At 36.2% G+C, this 20,892-nt stretch carries 18 protein-coding genes; 16 read left to right on the forward strand and 2 right to left on the reverse strand.

The genetic code is table 11. The features are described from left to right. The first annotated feature begins 93 nt into the window (after positions 1–93). Together RTL21_RS11140 and RTL21_RS11145 are read left to right on the forward strand one after the other, a co-directional pair. The gene (locus tag RTL21_RS11140) at positions 94–627 is read left to right on the forward strand and encodes a cell wall hydrolase (protein ID WP_312095957.1); all 534 of its coding nucleotides are present in this window, start codon (positions 94–96) and stop codon (positions 625–627) included. 188 nt (positions 628–815) lie between these two features. Beyond that, on the forward strand, positions 816–1,346 hold the full coding sequence (locus RTL21_RS11145; protein ID WP_312095958.1) for a hypothetical protein: 531 nt from the start codon (positions 816–818) through the stop codon (positions 1,344–1,346). Between the two features lie 538 nt (positions 1,347–1,884). On the opposite strand, the gene RTL21_RS11150 is transcribed toward RTL21_RS11145, so the two are convergent. After that, the gene (locus RTL21_RS11150) at positions 1,885–2,652 is read right to left on the reverse strand and encodes an IclR family transcriptional regulator (RefSeq protein WP_312095959.1); all 768 of its coding nucleotides are present in this window, start codon (positions 2,650–2,652) and stop codon (positions 1,885–1,887) included. A 279-nt stretch (positions 2,653–2,931) separates the two neighbouring features. Between RTL21_RS11150 and RTL21_RS11155 the strand changes: the two genes are divergently transcribed. From RTL21_RS11155 to RTL21_RS11210, 12 genes are all read left to right on the forward strand, one after another. Further along, positions 2,932–3,840: a dihydrodipicolinate synthase family protein gene (locus RTL21_RS11155; protein ID WP_312095960.1), complete on the forward strand. Its 909-nt coding sequence runs from the start codon at positions 2,932–2,934 to the stop codon at positions 3,838–3,840. Between the two features lie 85 nt (positions 3,841–3,925). After that, the gene (locus RTL21_RS11160) at positions 3,926–5,914 is read left to right on the forward strand and encodes a YjhG/YagF family D-xylonate dehydratase (protein WP_312095961.1); all 1,989 of its coding nucleotides are present in this window, start codon (positions 3,926–3,928) and stop codon (positions 5,912–5,914) included. A gap of 133 nt (positions 5,915–6,047) precedes the next feature. Continuing rightward, positions 6,048–7,619, forward strand: a complete 1,572-nt coding sequence (locus RTL21_RS11165; protein ID WP_312095962.1) for a glycoside hydrolase family 43 protein — start codon at positions 6,048–6,050, stop codon at positions 7,617–7,619. 302 nt (positions 7,620–7,921) lie between these two features. Beyond that, the gene (locus RTL21_RS11170; protein WP_312095963.1) at positions 7,922–8,437 is read left to right on the forward strand and encodes a DoxX family protein; all 516 of its coding nucleotides are present in this window, start codon (positions 7,922–7,924) and stop codon (positions 8,435–8,437) included. 220 nt (positions 8,438–8,657) lie between these two features. Then, a complete protein-coding gene (locus tag RTL21_RS11175; RefSeq protein WP_312095964.1) occupies positions 8,658–9,335 on the forward strand; it encodes a DUF554 domain-containing protein in 678 nt (225 codons plus the stop codon). Positions 9,336–9,404: 69 nt separating this feature from the next. After that, a complete protein-coding gene (locus RTL21_RS11180) occupies positions 9,405–9,878 on the forward strand; it encodes a pyridoxamine 5'-phosphate oxidase family protein (protein ID WP_312095965.1) in 474 nt (157 codons plus the stop codon). Between the two features lie 216 nt (positions 9,879–10,094). Next, positions 10,095–11,207: an ABC transporter ATP-binding protein gene (locus RTL21_RS11185; RefSeq protein WP_312095966.1), complete on the forward strand. Its 1,113-nt coding sequence runs from the start codon at positions 10,095–10,097 to the stop codon at positions 11,205–11,207. Continuing rightward, the gene (locus RTL21_RS11190) at positions 11,204–12,142 is read left to right on the forward strand and encodes a carbohydrate ABC transporter permease (RefSeq protein WP_312095967.1); all 939 of its coding nucleotides are present in this window, start codon (positions 11,204–11,206) and stop codon (positions 12,140–12,142) included. Before RTL21_RS11185 ends, RTL21_RS11190 begins: the two co-directional genes overlap by 4 nt. Then, complete coding sequence (locus tag RTL21_RS11195) at positions 12,139–12,957, forward strand: carbohydrate ABC transporter permease (RefSeq protein WP_312095968.1); 819 nt, start codon at positions 12,139–12,141, stop codon at positions 12,955–12,957. The genes RTL21_RS11190 and RTL21_RS11195 overlap by 4 nt, the downstream gene beginning before the upstream one ends. A 54-nt stretch (positions 12,958–13,011) precedes the next feature. Then, positions 13,012–14,352 carry an ABC transporter substrate-binding protein gene (locus tag RTL21_RS11200; RefSeq protein ID WP_312095969.1) on the forward strand — a complete coding sequence of 447 codons (1,341 nt, stop codon included), beginning with the start codon at positions 13,012–13,014 and terminating at the stop codon, positions 14,350–14,352. An 82-nt stretch (positions 14,353–14,434) separates the two neighbouring features. Further along, complete coding sequence (locus RTL21_RS11205; RefSeq protein ID WP_312095970.1) at positions 14,435–15,196, forward strand: glycerophosphodiester phosphodiesterase; 762 nt, start codon at positions 14,435–14,437, stop codon at positions 15,194–15,196. Continuing rightward, positions 15,189–16,031, forward strand: coding sequence for a glycerophosphodiester phosphodiesterase (locus RTL21_RS11210; RefSeq protein ID WP_312095971.1), 843 nt, complete (start codon positions 15,189–15,191; stop codon positions 16,029–16,031). The genes RTL21_RS11205 and RTL21_RS11210 overlap by 8 nt, the downstream gene beginning before the upstream one ends. Before the next feature lie 86 nt (positions 16,032–16,117). On the opposite strand, the gene RTL21_RS11215 is transcribed toward RTL21_RS11210, so the two are convergent. Continuing rightward, on the reverse strand, positions 16,118–17,356 hold the full coding sequence (locus RTL21_RS11215; protein ID WP_312095972.1) for a helix-turn-helix domain-containing protein: 1,239 nt from the start codon (positions 17,354–17,356) through the stop codon (positions 16,118–16,120). A 120-nt stretch (positions 17,357–17,476) separates the two neighbouring features. Between RTL21_RS11215 and RTL21_RS11220 the strand changes: the two genes are divergently transcribed. Both RTL21_RS11220 and RTL21_RS11225 read left to right on the forward strand, forming a co-directional pair. Continuing rightward, a complete protein-coding gene (locus RTL21_RS11220; RefSeq protein ID WP_312095973.1) occupies positions 17,477–18,769 on the forward strand; it encodes an MFS transporter in 1,293 nt (430 codons plus the stop codon). A 308-nt stretch (positions 18,770–19,077) separates the two neighbouring features. Further along, positions 19,078–20,892 (forward strand): polyprenyl synthetase family protein (locus tag RTL21_RS11225; protein WP_312095974.1); only part of this gene is annotated, 1,815 nt, incomplete at its 3' end.

Here is a 20,892-nt window from a genome sequence, read left to right on the forward strand (position 1 = left end):
AACTTACAGTTTTACCAACAATTATGTAATGAGTTTTGCTTGCAAACCTGTTAGCCTTGTATATGGGCCTGTTAAAACAGGAGGTATACAAAAATGAAACAGTTAATATTTTTAGCAATTACAATCACTTTAGTTATTGGTTCCTATATATATGTTCCACCCGTTGCAAAAGCAGCAACAACTAATACAGAAGAAACAAAAAATGTATCAACAAGAAAATTTGCGGTTGATAAGAAGCAAAATCTAAATGCTGCTAAAGAATCAGCAAAGTTAACAAATAACGAAAAAAAATTACTGGCCCGTCTTGTTCATGCAGAAGCGAAGGGTGAGCCGTTTGCCGGTAAAGTGGCAGTAGCTGATGTAGTATTAAATCGCCTGGAAAATGAGCAGTTTCCTGACTCGTTAGAAAGTGTAATCTATGAGAAGAATGCCTTTGAGCCTGTTCAGAACGGTTCTATCGATAAAAAAGCTGATAAAGAGGCACATAAAGCTGTACAAGAAGCATTAAATAATGGGAGAGAGAATGAAGAGCTTCTTTATTTCTACAACCCAGATACAGCAACAAGTGATTGGATTTTCTCAAGAAAAGTAGTTAAAGAAATAGGAAACCATGCATTTTCTATTTAATAATAAGTAATAAGTAGCTGATATTTCGTTTTGCGAAAATATACAAATCAATGTAATTAGAGGGGTATTTCAAATGTGAATGCTCCTCTTTTTAATTTTAAAATCTTATAAAAGGATACCTTAAAGGAAAATATATGAAACCTTATAACTTCATAATTCGTATACTTTATAATTATGGAGGGGATGAGATGAAGAGAATGAGTTACAAAGCAGTCAGTATCACTTTATTTCCTTTTCTTTTCTTATTAATTGGTTGTACAGAAAAAGTGGATAAGAATACAGATAACTATATACAGACAGTAGAAGCTGTTTTACATAATGCCTTAACAGGACCAAATGATCAGCTGAAAGATATATTGGAAAAAACAGATTCAGAGGAAAAAAATGCAGCTTTGGCTAAATACGAAGCAGATACATATAAAGAGTATTTTGCAAAAGAAACGTCATACAATGATTTCATATCAAGGTATGGAACAGTATTAATGACGGAACCATATAAAAATAACTACACACTCCAGGTTAAAAATATAGATTATGAAAGAACCGATTCGAAAGAGAGTATTTATAACTTTTCCATCCAATTACAGTATCAAAAAGAGGGAAAGGAATCATCAGAAGTCAAAAAAATAACGGGGCAAGCAAATTTAAATGAGGATTTTAAGATCGAAAGAATATTAATACGAGTAAATGATTTATGGGGTTCCTTTGAAAATAAATAAGGAAGCCAATAGATAACATTGCTCTGTAAAGAATAAAATTTCTAAATGGTGATTACTGTCCTCCCAGAATTATTGCTACCTCGGTAGCAAATAATCTTTAACTGGCTAATTTTCTCAAGTCTTTGTACATTGGTTGCTTTACTTTCTGCTCAAAGCTTAATTTGGACTAGGAGATATAAATAAAATTTTTTGCAGGCATAATTGTAGGAACAGAAATTTGAAAAAAGGAAATAGTTTTTGGCTGAAATGAGCTGGGACAAAACAAAATAGTTAATCTTTAAAGGCTATTTCCTAAAAACTGATTGTTTTTTCAAGAAAAAAATAACATTAGTAGAAAAATCGAACAGCTTGAATACACTTCGCTTTCCTGTGGGCTTAGCGCAAGCCCCACGGAAAGCGAAGTGTATTCAGGCTTCGGTAATAACAACTAAAACAGCTTTTTTAAAAGCTAATTAAAAAGCCAAACAATCACTATCGTGTAATTGTTTGGCTTTAACTTGGGCTGGAATACTAATGTCTCATTTCGTTAAATGGATTCTTATTTTATAGGTACTCCATATCGCATTTCCTCAGATAGCTCTTTTCCCGTTTGTTTCAGCAGCTGAATATAATCAGCAAGGGTTGCATCATTTACTGTGGAAACTAGGGTAGAGATGCTAAGTGCTGCTAGTATTTGCTGATGCTGATTAATGATTGGCACAGCAATACAGCGGACACCTAATTCATTTTCTTGATCATCCACAGCGTATTCATTTTGACGCACCTTTTCCAATTCATGAAGGAAATCTTCTTTATTTGTAATGGTGCGGTTTGTCGCCTGTGTAAAATGATATCCATCAAGTAGTGCATCTATTATTTCTGGATTTTGGTAGGATAACAGTAACTTTCCGATCGCTGTACAATGAAGGGGAATTCTCCGACCTATCCGTGAGTAGCGAATAACCGAATTAGCTCCTTCTTCTTTGTCAATGTACACACCGGCATTTCCATCTAGAATACCGAGATGGCATGTTTGACCAGTTTTAAGTGCTAGCTCAACTAGATATTTATTGGCAATTTGCCTGATGTTTAATGTATTAATAACTAAGTTGCCTCTTTCTACTAGCTTTAAGCCTAACCGATACTTTCCGTTTTCTGGGTTTTGATCTATATATCGCGATTGTTGAAGGGTCTTCAATAAAGAATGCACGGTACTTTTATGTAGTCCCATTTGTTCACTAATTTCCGTGATTTTTAATTCTATTGTGTGATCGTTAAATAAATCTAGTATATGAAGGGCACGTTCCACAGATTGAATGATTGGCATAATATCTTCTCCGTATTCGTTTTATAATATTTAACCGCTTGCTATGATAACAAACATAGTTGAGTACTTTTACATTAATATAGCCATATAAAAATAGCAATGGTCTTTTTGAAAAAATCAAAAATTCGAAATTTGTTTTATGTAAGTGTTTACTTTTTGGAGGCATATGTTATAATCAACTCAAATAATCTAAATAATAGAATTTGGTTTTATAATATAAAACAAATAGAGTTTAAAGGTAATGGGACCGTAAATAAAAAGGGAAGAGGAGAGGGAAAAATGACCGAACTAAATCGCTTTAAAGGAATTATTCCGCCAGTTTCAAGCATTGTTGATAAAGAAGGAAATTTGAAAGAAGCGGAAATGGCGTCATTAATTGACAAACTAATAGAGGATAAAGTAAACGGTTTATTCTTTTTAGGTACTGGTGGAGAATTTTCTCAAATGTTTGTGAATGAAAGAAAGGCAATAGCTGAGTTTGCTGTCAAGTATGTAGGAAAAAGAGTTCCCGTATTAATAGGTATTGGCAGTACGAATACAAGGGAAGCAATTTTGCTTAGTCAACATGCGGAGGAAATAGGGGCAGATGGTATTGTTGCCATTAATCCGTATTATTGGAGTTTGACAGAAGAGAATTTATATGATTACTTCAGTGAAATTGCGAAATCAGTTAAGCTTCCAGTTCTTCTCTATAATTTTCCAACACTTACGGGACAGGATTTAACACCTGATTTTGTTAAAGAACTGGTTATAAATCATCAAAATATAGTGGGGATTAAAGAAACGATTGATTCTATCGGACATATTCGTGAAATGATTGATAAGGTGAAAAAGGTTAATCCAAATTTTTCTGTGTTTTGCGGGTTTGATGATCATTTATTTAATACCTTACTACTAGGTGGAGATGGAGCAATATCAGCCAGTGCAAATTTTGCTCCACAATTGTCGGTTGGCATATACAATGGCTTTTTAGCTGGAGATTTAGAAAAGGCAGTCTCCCTACAAAAGCAATTATCGATTTTGCCACAGCTGTATAAAATTGATAGCCCGTTTGTAAATGTGGTTAAAGAAGCATCCAAATTATGTGGTATTAATATTTCTACCGAGGTTTTGCCTCCTACTAAGACGCTTACCGAAGAGAAGAATCAGCAAGTGAAAGAAATTTTACAGCAGGCAAAAGTACTATGATGGACAGCTGTAAAAAGAAAAAGTAATTATTTTTTTAGATAGATTATTCGTTTGTTAAACAAACATAAGGTGGAGGGATAGCGTTATGACATTACCATTTATTTTCGAAAACGAGAATGAATCCCTTTATGAAGTAAGAACAAATGCGAAGGGACCAACTGGAACACTTCCGCTTACTGCACAAATGCTAGAGGATTCACCAAGTGGGGATTTATTTGGACTTAGTCAAAATGTAGGAATGGGATGGAAACCGAAAGATCTTTTAGGAACGGAAGTCCTTATTCTAGGGACAAAAGGCGGTATAAGAGACCATAATGGAGAGCCAATCGCATTAGGCTATCATACAGGGCATTGGGAAGTGGATATATTAATGGCAGAAGCAGCAGAAGAAATTAGGCAGCATAAAGGAGTGCCGTTTGCTGGATTTGTTAGTGATCCTTGTGATGGTCGTTCTCAAGGAACGAAAGGTATGTTTGATTCCTTTCCCTATCGAAATGATGCTGCAATCGTTTATCGTCGTTTGATCCGTTCATTACCGACTCGGGAAGCAGTAATCGGAGTCGCTACCTGTGATAAGGGACTTCCTGCCATGATGATTGCGCTTAGCGCTATGCATGATTTACCAACCATAATTGTGCCAGGTGGCGTAACATTACCTCCAACAATGGGGGAAGATGCAGGGAAAATTCAAACAATTGGTGCACGATTTGCTAATAAAGAAATTACATTAAAAGAAGCGGCAGAGCTTGGTTGTGTAGCATGTGCAACACCAGGAGGCGGCTGTCAATTTCTTGGTACGGCTGCAACCTCTCAAGTTGTTGCAGAAGCACTAGGAATTGCAATCACTCATTCTGCGCTTGCTCCTTCTGGACAAAAGATTTGGGCAGAAATGGCAAGACAATCAGCAAGAGCTGTATTAGAAATGGAAAAGAACCATATTACGACAAAAGATATTATTACAGATAAAGCGATAGAAAATGCAATGGTCCTTCATGCTGCCTTTGGCGGTTCAACGAATCTTTTATTACATATTCCAGCCCTTGCACATGCTGCCAAATGTAAAATACCTACAGTGGATGATTGGGCAAGAATTAATCGCAAAACCCCTCGTCTAGTGAGTGTTTTGCCTAATGGGCCAGATCATCATCCGACTGTACGTGTTTTTCTTGCTGGTGGTGTACCAGAAGTAATGCTTCATTTGCGGAAATTAGGGCTTTTACATGAAGATGTTCTTACTGTTACTGGTCACACTTTAGGAGAAAACCTAGATTGGTGGGAAAAATCAGAACGAAGAGTGCAATTAAGAAAACGCTTATTAGAAGCGGATGGAGTCGATCCAGACCAAGTGATTATGGATCCAGACACAGCAAAAAGAAGAGGGCTAACTTCAACAATTACTTTTCCAAAAGGGAATATTGCTCCTGAGGGCTCTGTTATTAAATCAACATCTATCGATCGATCTGTAGTAGGAGAAGATGGCATTTATAGACATACTGGAGTAGCAAAGGTATTTACCTCAGAGAAAGCTGCAATTACTGCGATAAAAACGGGTGGGATAAAAGCAGGTGATGTAATGGTTGTAATAGGTGGTGGACCATCTGGAACAGGGATGGAAGAAACGTATCAATTAACGTCTGCGTTGAAATATTTACCTTTTGGCAAGTATGTGTCCTTAATTACTGACGCTCGTTTTTCAGGTGTGTCGACTGGAGCCTGTATCGGTCACATCGGACCAGAAGCATTGAGTGATGGGCCAATCGGTAAGCTTAGGGATGGAGATTTAATCGAAATAATTGTTGATTGTGAAAACTTGATAGGATCTGTTGATTTTATTGGCACAGAAAATCAGCGAATATCGAAAGAAGAAGCTATCCAGGTTTTAGAAACAAGGGAAGCTCATCCAGACCTTAAACCAGACCCTGATTTACCGGATGATACTAGGCTTTGGGCTGCGCTACAAGCAGTTAGCGGCGGTACTTGGCGCGGAAGTGTGTATGATGTCGACCGTATCATTGAGGTATTGGAAGCAGGGAAAAAGGCATTAGCGAAAGAAGAAGGTTCCTTTCCTAGATAGGTTTAGTAAGAGCAGAAAATAATCTTTGAAATATACATTTAATGGGGAAGAGAATCTACAAGATACTAGTTTTATAGATTCTCTTTCAAAGTGGTTAGTGGAAATTATTAATTTAAGGAAAAGGGGATACACAATGAGTAAAATAATCAATCCAGTCTTACCAGGCTACCATCCGGATCCTTCTATTTTGCGTGTAGAAGATGACTATTATCTTGCTGTTTCTACTTTTGAATGGTTTCCAGGTGTTCAAATTCATCATTCGAAAGATATGGTTAATTGGAGATTGTTAACATATCCATTAACAAGTGAATCCCAATTAAATATGATTGGGAATGTCAATTCAGGTGGAGTGTGGGCTCCGTGTCTAAGCTATTCGGATGGTATGTTTTATTTAATCTATACAGATGTAAAAAGTAGAGTTGGAGCGTTTAAGGATACACACAACTATTTAGTAACAGCTGAAAATATAGAAGGACCATGGTCTGAGCCAGTTTATCTTAATAGCAGTGGTTTTGACCCTTCCATGTTCCATGATGAGGATGGACGGAAATGGTTGGTGAATATGATTTGGGATTTTCGTAAAGGAACAAATTCGTTTGCAGGAATCGCTCTTCAAGAATATTCAGTGGAAGAAAAAAAGCTAGTTGGGCCTATTCAAAATATCTTTAAAGGATCAGAAATTGGTTTAACAGAGGCACCACATTTGTACAAGCGCAATGGCTACTATTATCTTGTGACAGCAGAGGGAGGCACTTGGTATACACATGCGGTAACGGTGGCTAGGTCTACTTCTTTATTTGGTCCATATGAAATAGATCCAACAAATCCAATCTTGACTTCAGACGAAAACGATACAGACCAACTACAAAAAGCAGGTCATGGAAGCTTGGTGGAAACACAAAATGGTGAGTGGTATATGGCACATCTATGCGGCAGACCAGTAGTGGATAAAAAATGTATTTTAGGGAGAGAAACGGCCATCCAAAAATGCTATTGGACAGAAGATAATTGGTTGCGCATTGAAGGAGGACCTAATCCATCGACCGTTGTCGAGGCTCCAGATTTAGAACCACATCCTTTTGAACAAGAGAGTGACCATGATGATTTCCAAGGCAATACTTTAAAAAAATACTGGAACTCTTTAAGAAGAATATTTAGTGAAGAATGGATTTCACTAACGGAACGACCAGGATATTTAACATTAAAAGGTGAGGAGTCGATGAGTTCTCTTCATCGCCAAAGCCTGTTAGCGCGGAGATTAGAGAGCTTCACAGCTGAATTAGAAACTGCGGTTGAATATGTACCAGAAACTTTTCAACAAATGGCTGGATTAATTTTTTATTATGATACGGATGATTATGTGTACCTGCGAATTACGACACATGAAACATTAGGGAAATGTATCGGTATTATTGAATCCAAACATGGTGTATATGATGAATTACTCAATCAAGATATCCCGTTAAATTCCGAGGGATTGATTAAGCTAAAGGCGAAAGTTGATCATCAATGGCTCCAGTTTGCTTATGCAGAAGGAGAAGATGAGTGGAAGGATATCGGCAGCAAAATTGATATTGGTCATTTATCGGATGATGATGCAGATTATATCCGCTTTACAGGAACCTTTGTGGGTGTATGTGCACAAGATTTAAGTGGTCAAAAGAAGCCAAGCTATTTTCCATATTTTAAGTATGATGAATTGTAAAAAAATAAAGGAGAAAGAGTGCTGATATGCTTACAGTGCTCTTTTTTATTGTTTGGGAAAAGGAATGATGTAAATCGCTATTTCCTTATAGAAAGTGATATTTGTTAAGTGAGTTCACAACTCAGACATAACTTTATGTACAAAATGTGAATTGCATCACAAAAACCTTTCTTACGGTGAGAATAGTGCTATTATATAAGTGTAGTAAGAAACAAACAAGATCTTGTAAAAATTAATGTGAAACAATGAACAAACTTACTGAATAAATAAACTAAAAATTAAACTTAGGGAGATGGAGTAAGATGTTAGATTTATTAAGAAATAATAAAGTGGTGGCAGGAATATTAGCGGTGATTAGAATTTACCTTGGATATCAATTTATCCATGCAGGCTATGGAAAGATAACAAGTGGCGGCTTTGACGCAAGTGGATTTTTACAGGGGGCAATCGCAAGTAGCACAGGTGATCACCCAGCAGTACAGGGCTGGTGGGCAACATTTCTAGAGCATGTAGCACTACCTAATGCAGATTTATTCACATTTTTAGTTCAATGGGGAGAATTACTAGTAGGGATTGCATTAATTCTAGGTCTATTCACAAGCTTTGCAACATTAATGGGAATGGTAATGAACTTCGCCTTCTTATTCAGTGGAACAGTAAGCACAAATGGACAAATGATTCTATTAGCAATATTCGTAATCGTAGCAGGTGCAAACGCTGGTAAATTCGGTCTTGACCGATATGCAATGCCATATATCAAAAATCAATTTAACAATAGAAGAAATAATAAACATAAAAAAGAAACAGCAATTGCTTAATAATTTAAGTAGTTTACTAAAAAAATGGCTTGCTAACAGTTATAGCAAGCCATTTTTTTGTTTACAAGGAAGAAATAGCATGAAAGAAAAACTATATGTCCGTTATTTTGGAAAAGGGAACATGATTTGAGGATTTGTTGATTTAATAAAAAAATTCCCAAAATGTAGGCGAATAGGATAAAATGACTTTATATTATTATAAAGTCGAGGAGAAGAGAAATTGATTGGAACACTATTTAACTGCTTCATGATTCTTGCAGGTAGTACGATTGGCAGCTTTTTGAAAAAAGGGATTAAAGAGGAGTATCAGGATATTCTGATGCAGGCGATGGGGCTTGCTGCAACGGCACTTGGGATTCATTCCATTGTTCAATATATGCCAGATAGCAAGTATCCGGTTCTTTTTATTGTTAGTCTTGCAATCGGTGGCTTAATTGGAGAAAAACTGGATATCGAAAATGGTTTTAAACGAATCGTCGCAAGATTTTCAAAAGGTAATTTAGCAGAAGGATTATCGACGGCAATTTTGCTATTTTGTGCTGGGACCTTGTCCATATTAGGTCCGATTGAAAGTGCCTTAAGAGGAAATCATACATATCTTTTTACAAATGCCATTTTAGATGGGGTAACTTCGATTGTATTAGCGTCTACCTTTGGCTTCGGGATTGCTGCTTCTGCGCTTGTTTTATTTTTGTGGCAAGGCTTTTTTTATGTCACAGCAGGATTACTTACAAACTTTCTAACACCAGGTTTATTAGCGGAAATATCGATTATTGGTGGAATCCTTATTTTAAGCTCTGGACTCAGTATATTGGGCATTAAAAAATTTAAGACATTAAATCTCTTACCATCTCTTTTAATACCAGCGATTTGGTTCATTATACTCAAACTAGTATAGTTAGATTGATATAATCGCCTTTGATTAAAAGTCCTAAATAAGGGGAATATATTTTTTAGAGGTGATAATATGGTAAAACAAGAAGACTTAGAAACGTTAAGAGACTTAATAAAAGATGTTGATACCGCCATGCTCACAACTGTATCAGAAGAAGGACTTGTATCCCGTCCAATGAAAACGCAAGAAGTAGAATTTGATGGAGACTTATGGTTTCTAACAAAGAAGGACACTGAAAAGTACGAAGAGATTTTGCATGAAAATGAAGTTAATGTCGCTTATGCAGGAAAATCCTATGTTTCTATTAGGGGAAGAGCTGAACTCGTTGATGATCTTGCAAAGAAAAAAGAGCTTTGGAGTAAAGGCTATGAAAAAATCCTGCAGACTTCATACGATGATCCTAATATCGTATTAATTAAAGTGAAAGCCGAATCAGCTGAATATTGGGATACAGGAAGCTTTACAAAAAATATCGTCTTTTTTTATAAGCGGATGACTGGTCAAGAAGCAGAAGACACAGATATAAATGAAACATTAGAATTATAATAAGCACGAAAAAAGCTTAGAGTTTGCTCTAAGCTTTTTTCGTGTTCTCTTTTCGAGGCCGATTTAAGAATATTTAAAAAAATGTAAACTTTGTAAAGAGAAATTGAAGTTTGTCAAACAGTCATTATGTGTTTGTTAATCCTTGGTAAATTCGGTTTTTAACATGAAATTGTATGGTTAAATAGGGGTGTAATTCAAATGGGGAGGGGTTTGTTAGTGGTAGCAGTAGAAATGAAGGACATTTCTAAATCATACGATAAACAAAAATCGGTTATTGATCAGATTAGTCTTTCGATAGAAGAAGGAGAGTTTTTTGTCCTTGTTGGACCATCTGGGTCAGGAAAAAGTACATTACTGCGAATGATTGCTGGTCTTGAAGATATTTCGGGTGGGGTATTGAAGATGAATAATCAAGTCGTAAATCACTTGCCGCCAAAGGATCGCAATCTATCAATGGTCTTTCAAAATTATGCATTATATCCTCACTTAACGGTAGAACAAAATATCCTTTTCGGTTTACGTGCCAAAAAAGTAGACAAGGTTGAACAACAAAGAAGATTGCAAGAAACCGCTGGGATGATGGGATTAACGGGGTTATTAAAACGAAAGCCTAAGGAATTGTCAGGTGGACAAAGACAGCGGGTTGCATTAGCTAGGTCTGTTGTCAGTGAAGCTCCTATTTGTTTAATGGATGAGCCGCTTTCTAATTTGGATGCAAAGCTTCGTGCCCATATGAGAATAGAAATTCGCCGCCTACAAAAAAAGCTTGGTTTAACAATGATTTATGTGACCCATGACCAAGTAGAGGCAATGACAATGGGAGATCGCATTATGGTTTTAAATGACGGGAAAATCCAACAAGTCGGCGAACCGATTACTTTATATAATCAGCCTGCTAATTTATTTGTCGCATCCTTTATTGGTTCACCGAAAATTAATTTAAGTGCGGCAAAACTGGTTGATCATAAATTGGTACTTGAGAGTGGTCTACAAATTGTGATGGATAAAGAAGATATTCTCCCATTACAGTCTTATGCAAACCTTACGATGGGAATCAGAGCAGAGCATATTTTCCCAGGAACAAATGAACATACGAGCCATACTTTAGAAGTAGTCAATGTAGAACAGTTAGGGAATGAAACATTGTTAACCTTTGAATTAGGAAAAGAGCTTTGGACGGCAAAATGGCTAGGACAATGGCGAATTCAAGCAGGAGATCGCGTTCCTGTTCAGCTGTCTTCCAAGAATATATGCTTTTTTGATTCTGAATCAGGAGCATTAATTCGCCCTGCAGTTGCTATGGAAGAACAAGAGGTCGTTGGATTATGAATGAAATTGTCTATCAACAAGAATTACAGCATTCCGTCGATTTTCTAAAAGAAAAAAAGAAGCAGCGGCTACAGCATTTGCTGAAAGGGATGCTATTCTTATTACCATCTATTCTATTATTTAGTGTCTTTTTATTTTACCCATTGGGGAGAACCATCTATTTAAGTTTTTTCTTAACAGATAATCGAGGAGACCCAACGGTATTTGTAGGTTTGGAAAATTATCTCGAAATTTTTAAATCGCCAATTTTTTTACAAAGTTTAAAGTCGACTTTGCTCTTTGCTTTGTATACAGTCCCAGGAACGATTATCGTAAGTTTATTTCTAGCAATTCTGGCGAATGAGAAGCTGCGTGGAATCGGAGTGTTTCGAACAGTCTTTTCCTCTTCAATGGGGATTTCTGTTGCAGCTGCTTCCGTATTTTGGATGTTCTTATTTCATCCTACGATTGGTTGGCTTAATCGTATCGTGAAAGCATTCGGAATGGAGCCGATTGGTTGGCTGACAGATCCAAATTGGGCGTTATTTTCCGTATCTGTTTCCACTATTTGGATGAATGTGGGATTTACCTTCTTGATTTTATTGGGAGGACTTCAATCGATAGATTCCTATTTATATGAAAGTGCAGATATAGATGGCGCGGGCTATTTTTACAAGCTGAGACGAATTACAATTCCGATGCTGTCTCCAACCTTATTTTTTGTGTTAACAGTTACGTTGATTAATGCCTTTCAAACATTTGGCCAAGTAGATATGTTAACGAGAGGTGGACCGCAGAATGAGACTAATTTAATCGTTTATTCCATTTACCAGGAGGCGTTTATGAACTACCAATATGGTACTGCGAGCGCTCAAGCGATTATTCTGTTTGTGATTATTCTTGTTCTAACCATCATTCAATTTAAGCTTGGAGAAAGGAAGGTTCATTATCAGTGACATTGCCCATTCATAGAAAAGTTATCTTTTATTTATTACTAATTGTTGCCGCACTGCTTATTTTTTCGCCAGCGATTATTGCATTTCTGATGAGCTTTATGTCATCACAGGATATTATGACTGGAAAAATAATACCGACAGGATTAACATTTGACAATTATTTAAAAGTATTTGAGCGATTTCCATTAATGCAGTACTTATTAAATAGTTTCGTCGTTTCGATTGTCATTATGGTAGGACAATTAATTCTTGCTAGTTTAGCAGCATATGCGTTTGTATTTTTAGAATTTAAAGGAAGAGATTTTATTTTCTTTGTTTTTATTGCAACCATGATGGTCCCGTTTGAAGCATCAATCATTCCTAACTTTCAAACGATACGAAATCTTAACTGGCTAGATCATTATAATGGATTGACAATTCCTTTTTTTGCAACAGCCTTTGGAACCTTTCTCTTGCGCCAGAATTTCAAGCAAATTCCTAAAGAGTTAAAGGAAGCGAGCGAAATTGCGGGAATCGGTGATTTTCAATTTTATTTAACCGTTGTTTTACCAATGGCAAAAACAAGTTTGATCACACTTGGCGTGTATGGGTTTGTAACGTCATGGAATATGTATTTATGGCCATTACTTGCTACAACGAATGATAGTGTGCGCACTGTACAAATCGGCTTAAGACAGCTTCAGTCACAGGAACAGTTAAATGAATGGGGCGTCATCATGGCAGGGGCAATTATAGTTGTTTTACCAACGTTAATTCTATTATTTTTGGGACAGAAAAAACTCCAGAAAGGATTAACAGAAGGAGCCTTAAAATAATCTTTTTGCAAAGAATAAATATTACTAATAGATAAGTTAGGGAGTGTACGACGAATGAGGAAATCGAAGCAGTTACTAAGCATGTTTATCCTATCACTGGTTTTATTAATTGTTGGATGTAGCAATAATACAGAATCATCTACTACAAGTGGAGAAGAGAAGGAAGGTCCTACTACTGTTACTTTCTGGCATTCTATGGGAGGAGCAGCACAAGAAGCATTGAATACTATTGTCGAAGAATACAATAGCTCCCAAGATAAGGTGAAAATAAATGCAGAATATCAAGGTACATATGATGAAGCTTTAACAAAATTTCATACAGTTGCAGGGACAGAAAGTGCTCCAACGATGATGCAGGTTTTCGAAATTGGTACAAAATCTATGATTAATAGTGGATTTGTGGAGCCGATTCAAACACTTATTGATGAAGATGGCTATGATATGAGTGGCTTAGAAGAAAACATTACGAACTATTATAAAATTGACGACACTTTTTATTCGATGCCATTTAACTCTTCTACACCAGTTATGTACTACAATAAAGATGCCTTTAAGGCTGCAGGATTAGATCCGGAGAAAGCACCAGCAACATTTGAAGAGGTAGAGGAAACTGGCAAGGCTATTGCAAAAGCAAACCCAGAAATGAAAGGATTTGCACTCCAGGCCTATGGTTGGTTATATGAGCAATTATTAGCGAACCAAGGTGCTTTATTAATGAACAATGATAATGGCCGAACAGAAACACCAACCGAGATTGGATTCACCGATGAACAAGGCAAATCCGTTTTTCAATGGGTAAAACAAATGATTGATGATAAGACCTTTGCTAACTACGGTACAAACGGTGATAACATGGTTGCTGGGTTCCTTGCAGGCGATGTAGCGATGTTTATGCAATCTTCTGCTAGTGCTAGAGACGTAATTGATAATGCACCATTTGAAGTCGGCGTTGCTTTTATTCCCCATCCAGAAGCAGTTGAAAGACAAGGGGTTGTTATTGGTGGAGCAAGTCTTTGGATGATGAAAGATAAGAGTGACGATGAGAAAAAGGCTGCTTGGGAATTTATGAAATACTTACAAACTCCAGAAGTGCAGGCAAAATGGCATGTTGGAACAGGATATTTTGCAGTTAATCCGAAAGCTTATGATGAACAAACAGTAAAAGATGCTTATAAAGAAATGCCACAACTACAAGTAACAGTGGAGCAACTTCAATCTACTAAAGCTTCCTATGCTACTCAAGGGGCGTTAATGGATATGATTCCGGAAGGTCGTCGCATTAGCGAAACAGCACTTGAAACGGTTTATAATGGTGGAGATGTCGATGAAACATATAGTACGATGGTTAAACAGTTGAACGAAGCAATTGAAAAAGCAAATCGAGCTAGAAAATAAGATATAGGGGATTGACCAACATGATTAAAGAAACTTAATACTTGTTGGTCTGTTTCTTTCCATTAAAAAGGAGGAGAAGAACATGAATCAAACGAAAATCTATGGACATAGAGGAGCAAAAGGAAGATATCCAGAAAATACACTTCTGAGTTTTCAACAAGCAATTTTACAAGGGGTAGATGGAATTGAATTAGATGTTCATTTGTCGAAGGATGGGGAAGTTGTTGTAATACATGATGAATTTTTAAACCGTACAACAGATGGAACTGGCTTTGTAAGAGCATGCACACTAGAGGAAATAAAAAAGTTTAGTGCAGGTAGTAAGTTTTCCTCCCTTCCTGATTATGAAGAAAGCTGGATTTTAGAAAAAGTACCAACCTTAAAAGAAGTTTTACAATTACTAGCGCCATACCCAATAGAATTAAATATCGAACTTAAAACTTATACATTCGAATACGAGGGGATAGAAGAAAAGACGATTGCGCTAGTGAATGAATATGGGAATGGTCGTAAGGTGGTTTATTCATCATTTCATTTGCCGACTTTATTAAGAATAAAGGGGATTGATCCAGCTGCTTCGATTGCATGGTTGTTAAATCACGTAATCTCGCATCCTCTTGACTACATAAAAAGCTTAGGATTGGAGTCGTTACATCTTCATAAAGACATGGTAATCGATAACTTAAAAGACTGGCAGGAATTAAAAACTCTAGTTAGGGTATGGACTGTAAATCAAAAGGAAGAGCTGGTTCAACTTATGGATGCAGAAGTGGAATCCATTATCACGGACTATCCGGAATTAGCAATAGCGATTAGGCAGGAAAGAGCAGTTCCGATTGACTAAATACTGGATTGGATGCTTGCTCATTCCTTTCTTAACTCTTTCTCTTACTTCCTGTGGGGACATGTCGGTATCTGAAGGAAGCCAACCTAGAATAGAAAAAGAGCACGCTCCAAGAGTCATTGCACACAGAGGAGCTAATGAATGGTATAACGAAAGTACCATCACGGCTTATCAAATAGCAGCGGAAACAGGAGTAGATTCTCTAGAAATAGATTTAAGGATGACAAAGGATGGCGAATTGATTGCCATGCATGATGAAACCATTGACCGGACGACAAATGGGAAGGGAAAAGTCTCAGATTATACATTAAAAGAAATAAAGAGTTTTCGAACGTTGGAATTGGATAATAGCAAAGTGATAACGGAAGAAATCCCAACTTTAAGAGAAATAATGGAAACCTTCCGTGATACACAAAGCTATTATATTGAAACAAGACTCGTTAATGGGGAATTAGCAATGGAAGAGAAGCTGATTCGGTTGTTAGAGGAATATCAATTACTCAACGAAAATTTGGTAACTATTCAGTCCTTTTCAGAAGAGAGTCTCTTGAAAATAAAAGCATTAGCTCCATATACGGAATTAGCGCTCCTTTTTCGAAAGGGCTCTTTTTCTCTGGAAAAAGCAAGGGAAGTTGACTTTCCTGTTATTGGTATCGAATCTACAGATGTTACCCAGAAAATTGTAAATGAATTACATAAAAAGGGGAAAGAAGTCCACGTATATTTTATTGATAAGCAAACACAAAAAGAGGAACAACAAAGAGTTATGGAGTATCAAGTGGATGGCTATTTCACGGATTATATTCATTTTACGAAAGAGATTTTAGCTATTTAGAAAAAACGGGTGTGAATATGCTATTTTCATACCCGTTTCTTTTTCATGTTAAAAAATTATAGGGAGTTTATTTTGAAATTTAGTGTTTAAAGCATACTTTCATACGTTTCGATACTAAGTTTCCGAAAAATCGAATGTGGCAAAGGCAAGAAATTATCATAAGCGATTTTAGCATAATAACGGGCTTTTTTTTCATTATGGAGCTCTTTAAAGCACAAGGCAATAAACGTATCTTTCATATAATTTAGAGCTAAATCAATTGGATGACTGATATACTCAGGGATATAAATAGTTTGTAAAATAGCTAGTGCAGCTTCATATTCTTTGGTAAAATATAATGCTTTTCCCTTTAGAAGCATATTCCAGTTGTCCCCTGAATATATTTGTGTATTTTCATCAAATGTTAAATAGCGATCAATTAGAGGCATTGCTTCCTCATATTCTCCTTTTACATGAAGTAAATATTCGGCACGAAGAATATCACAAAGCTCTGCAAACAGTGGATCCTCCACAAATTCTCCGTATTGCTGTAATTTCTTTAAATAGTAATGGAATTTTTCTTCGTCTTCCACTGAAAGTGCTACTACTGCTGCAAGCTGATATATATCACTGGTTTTATAATAAAGCTTTTCTTTGCGAGAGTATTCTAATGCTCTTTCCACTGCTTCGGAGGTTGTTTTTATGTCACCTAAAGCTGAATAAACTGCTGCTATATTATAGTCTATACTTACTTGGGTCATCGGATCAATTTTAATGTGATTGGTCTCAATATGTTTTATTTCTATTAAATAGGCTTGTAAAGCCTCTTCATAACGTCGTTCTACGAACAAAGTCATACACTTGAAAATTCCAATTTCTGACCGGTTTGCAGTTAGATTAAGTGAATCATAAAGAGATGCTGCTTTATCACAATATATTTTCCATTCTTCTTGATCTAGGCAAAATAGAGCTTTACTATAAATCTCCATCAATCGTGCTGATTCATAGCTTTCATTTAAATTTGAAATGTAAGGTTCGATTAGCTTGACTAGCTTTTTACATTTCTGAATTGTATCATCGAGCTTTCTCCTGTAGAGAAGAAAATCCTCATGAAGATGTTCTGCTTCTTCTAACACCTTTCGCATTTCTGAGGAACTAACTTTTTCTAATAGCTCTGTTACTTCCACTCCAAGCCTTTCAGCAATATATTCTAGACTTTCCATAGAGGGTTTTGCTTTATTATTCTCAATCTGGCTGAGCATGCCTTTTGTTAGCTTTTCACCAGCTAATGCCTCCAGTGTCATTTTTCTTTGTTTTCGCAAACTGCGAATTCGTTCTCCTAGCATAATGGTACACTCCTTACTTCGATAGTTTAATTATATTAAACTTTTTCTTGAAAGGAAAGTGGGTATATGATATGATTTGTTTAATTTAATTAAACTTTATTGGAAAAGGATGGGATTTTGTTGGATGAATATCAGTTGCAAAGGAGAGCCACTTACCATTTGTGGACATTTGTAAGTAGTAAATTAATTGCAACAGCTGGATCACAAATTTACACGTTTGCCATTAGTCTGTATATTTTGCAGGTGACTGGTTCTTCGATGAGTTTTGCTGTAAATATGCTATGTAATATCTTGCCTAGAACAATTGTTGCCCCATTTGCTGGGTCTATCATTGACAAGTATCCCCGAAAAATAATTGCTATTACGGCTCAAACGATTACTACTATTTCAATAGGTGGATTATTGCTTTATAGCATAACAATGGGATTGTCTTTACCTGCGATTTATGCAACATCCTGTATTTTATCGATAACTTCTATGTTTGCAAGCAATGCCTTTACTTCATCATTAACAGGATTAATTGATGAAACGCGCATCCAGAAAGCATCCTCCTTAAATCAAATTGCTATTTCCATTGCGCAAATTGCAAGTCCTGCGATAGGTGGGATATTATTCGGTCTTGTTTCCATGTCTGTGTTTTTAACCATCTATTTAATCGCTTCATTGATTGCCGTTTTACTTGATTCTACGATGAATTTTACATTGTTTGAAAAAGAACGAGAAAAAACAGAAACGAAAGAATCTGTTTTTGAAAGCTTAAAAGAAGGCTTAAACTATGTTAGGCTTCAACCATTATTGATGGCGATCATTAGCATTAGCTTGATTGTCAACTTTATTTTTACAGCATTTAATGTTGGTTTTCCCTTTATTGTTAATACGAAATTACAAATGCCATCTGTACAATTTGGGATCGTAGAAGGAGCTTTTGCAGTCGGAACACTGCTTCTTTCTATCTATCTTTCGTTTGGAAAGGAATTTAAACAGCCATTATCAGTCAGTAAAATGGGAATTCTTTCTTTAGGATTATTAGTAATTGCTGCAGCTGTTCCTATTCTTATTACCTTTTCGGCCTTTTCCGTTTTTATCTATTATTTTGTACTTATGTTTATATTTGGAGCGGTCAATATTTTGGTAAATATTCCGATTATGGTGCTTATGCAAAAGAAAATTGCGAATGAATATAAAGGAAGAGTGTTTACGATTTTAGAGACATTTGCGATGGGGATGATGCCAGTAGGTACCTTATTATTTGGCGTTCTTTATGATTACATTCCTGCTCAATGGATACTCATTGTGGCAGGATGTATGCTAATTCTTTCCGTCCTAATTTTTGCAAGACCTTCTATAATGGAAAAAGCAAATGAGTCGAAGTCACCGACAGCTCTTTCTAAACAAAAGGTTACTTCTGTTTGATGAAATCTAGAGGAGTGCTAACTGTTACTTTGAAGAAGGAAATCAACGGGAAAAGGTAACAGAGAAAAACGTTCTGTTACCATAAATTTAATCTGGACATCTCCCTCACTTGCAACACTTAACCCAAATTAAACTTAGTAGACAAGAAAATACATTTAATCCAAAACTCTCCTCCCAAAAAGGAGAGTTTTTTAATGGAAAATATAGATTAATAGGAGATAATGAATATTCTAGTAATAATAAAGAGGATAAACGATTATATTAGACTAGTAAAACGAACTTAAAGTTAAAGCAGAGGTAATGTTCTTATGAATAAAAAGTTAAAAGATAAAATAAATGAGGAATATCGATCGGCAGAGCACAAAGCTTCCCGTTATTTTCATTCCCTTCAAACTCAGTTAACGGATCAGTCTTATGTGTCGCGCTTAACGAAAGACTTTCAAACTTGGAAGATAAACCATATACATTCTCCTTCCATCCTTACTTATTTTTCCCGAAAAAAAAGAAAACCGATTGTAAGAGGATATCGACCTTATATAGAGTGGCTGAACTATGCAGGTAAATTAGATGATTATTTGAATCGAAGTATTGCTTATTTATATATGCGTGATTTAGGAAAGACGCTTTCATCACAACCAACCATAGATAGAATAGAGGAAGTAGTCAACAATGTGAAAACTCACCTTTTAAAGAAAGATGCAAAGGAAGACGCTTTTAGCGTAGCTAGTATATACAAATTGGCTAAACAAGAAGCAGTCGAACATACGATGATTTGGGTGCTAGAAAAATTGAAAAAAGTGACAGCACATATACCGAGCGGGATGAGTGTGGAGCATGCTCAGCGGAAAATACTGAAAATCCTTGCAGGGGTCTTAATGCATGAATTGGAAGAAAGAAGAGGCATTGAACTATCAGAAGAAGAACGCAAGTCCCGATTAGAAAAAGCCTTAAAATTAGGTTTCTATTATGGGCTAACCTATCCTTTAATTGATGATTTACTGGATGCAAAAATTTTATCCATGGAAGAGGAAAAGCATTATTCCACTTTAATTCGAACGACATTAGAAACGGGGGAAGTCCCAGATTTAGGTAGCTGGCATGGAGAAAATAAAGAACTTATTGTATTCATTCATGGCGAGCTAAAAGAAGCGTTCGAATACATGAGGCTACAGCATGATCCGATAACGTGGGAATTGTTTTTAAAACAATCCTATATCTTCTTTCATTCACAAGAAGTAGATAGGGAAAAGAAATTAACTACTAGCACCTATTCGAATGAAGACCTTTATATACCAGTAATTCTTAAATCCTCTGCTTCCAGACAGATTGTCCGGTCGTTAATGAATGCTCCTGAGGATGAAGGCTATGATAAAAGAACCTTTTATTATGGTATTTATAATCAGCTAGCGGATGATTTAGCGGATATGTTTGATGATAAAAAGGATGGGGCAGTAACACCTTATACGTATTATCTAACCTATCATCAAACGAGAAAGGATTTAATAAATCCTTTTGAAATGTATTGGACAGTCATTTCTTATTTAATGCATGAAGTCTATCAATCAGATTCCAAAACACAGGAAGTTATCTTGGATCGAGCGATTAATGGATTGAAGCGGTTAAAGGAAAAAATGGGTGAACAGAAGTATAGTGATTTAATGGGGATATTGACAAAGGGAATTCCTACTTTTAATCGAGTACTTCAACAGATGGTTGATAAGGCAGATGACGTTGACTTTTTTGATAAACTGCTTCGTGACCATATGATTACTGCTTTAAAGGAAAATCGAAGAGAGCAGGAAGAGTTTTCCGATATGATTCGATCCATCCGTTCACCTATTGATAAGATGCTACCAATTACAGAAAATACAAAGCTTGAGAAGGATATTGTGGTAGAAGCGGCAAATTATAGCCTTGCAGGGGATGGGAAAAGAATTAGACCGATTATCACATGGTTCATCGGGGTAAAGGAATTTGAGCTGGATAATGCCCAAATTGTCCCGTTATTACGGTCAGTAGAGTACATGCATACAGCTTCTCTTATATTTGATGATTTGCCTTCACAGGATAATGCTGCTATGAGAAGAGGACGACCAACTTTGCATGAAGTGTACAGTACCGCA

The organism is Niallia sp., assembly GCF_031978665.1.
GTDB lineage: Bacteria > Bacillota > Bacilli > Bacillales > Cytobacillaceae > Niallia.

What these genes read in the sequence shown, in the direction of transcription:
- RTL21_RS11140 (WP_312095957.1), top strand. Translation starts at nt 94, where the DNA reads ATGAAACAGTTAATATTTTTAGCAATTACAATCACTTTAGTTATTGGT.
- RTL21_RS11145 (WP_312095958.1), top strand. Translation starts at nt 816, where the DNA reads ATGAAGAGAATGAGTTACAAAGCAGTCAGTATCACTTTATTTCCTTTT.
- RTL21_RS11150 (WP_312095959.1), bottom strand. Translation starts at nt 2,652, where the DNA reads ATGCCAATCATTCAATCTGTGGAACGTGCCCTTCATATACTAGATTTA.
- RTL21_RS11155 (WP_312095960.1), top strand. Translation starts at nt 2,932, where the DNA reads ATGACCGAACTAAATCGCTTTAAAGGAATTATTCCGCCAGTTTCAAGC.
- RTL21_RS11160 (WP_312095961.1), top strand. Translation starts at nt 3,926, where the DNA reads ATGACATTACCATTTATTTTCGAAAACGAGAATGAATCCCTTTATGAA.
- RTL21_RS11165 (WP_312095962.1), top strand. Translation starts at nt 6,048, where the DNA reads ATGAGTAAAATAATCAATCCAGTCTTACCAGGCTACCATCCGGATCCT.
- RTL21_RS11170 (WP_312095963.1), top strand. Translation starts at nt 7,922, where the DNA reads ATGTTAGATTTATTAAGAAATAATAAAGTGGTGGCAGGAATATTAGCG.
- RTL21_RS11180 (WP_312095965.1), top strand. Translation starts at nt 9,405, where the DNA reads ATGGTAAAACAAGAAGACTTAGAAACGTTAAGAGACTTAATAAAAGAT.
- RTL21_RS11190 (WP_312095967.1), top strand. Translation starts at nt 11,204, where the DNA reads ATGAATGAAATTGTCTATCAACAAGAATTACAGCATTCCGTCGATTTT.
- RTL21_RS11200 (WP_312095969.1), top strand. Translation starts at nt 13,012, where the DNA reads ATGAGGAAATCGAAGCAGTTACTAAGCATGTTTATCCTATCACTGGTT.
- RTL21_RS11205 (WP_312095970.1), top strand. Translation starts at nt 14,435, where the DNA reads ATGAATCAAACGAAAATCTATGGACATAGAGGAGCAAAAGGAAGATAT.
- RTL21_RS11215 (WP_312095972.1), bottom strand. Translation starts at nt 17,356, where the DNA reads ATGCTAGGAGAACGAATTCGCAGTTTGCGAAAACAAAGAAAAATGACA.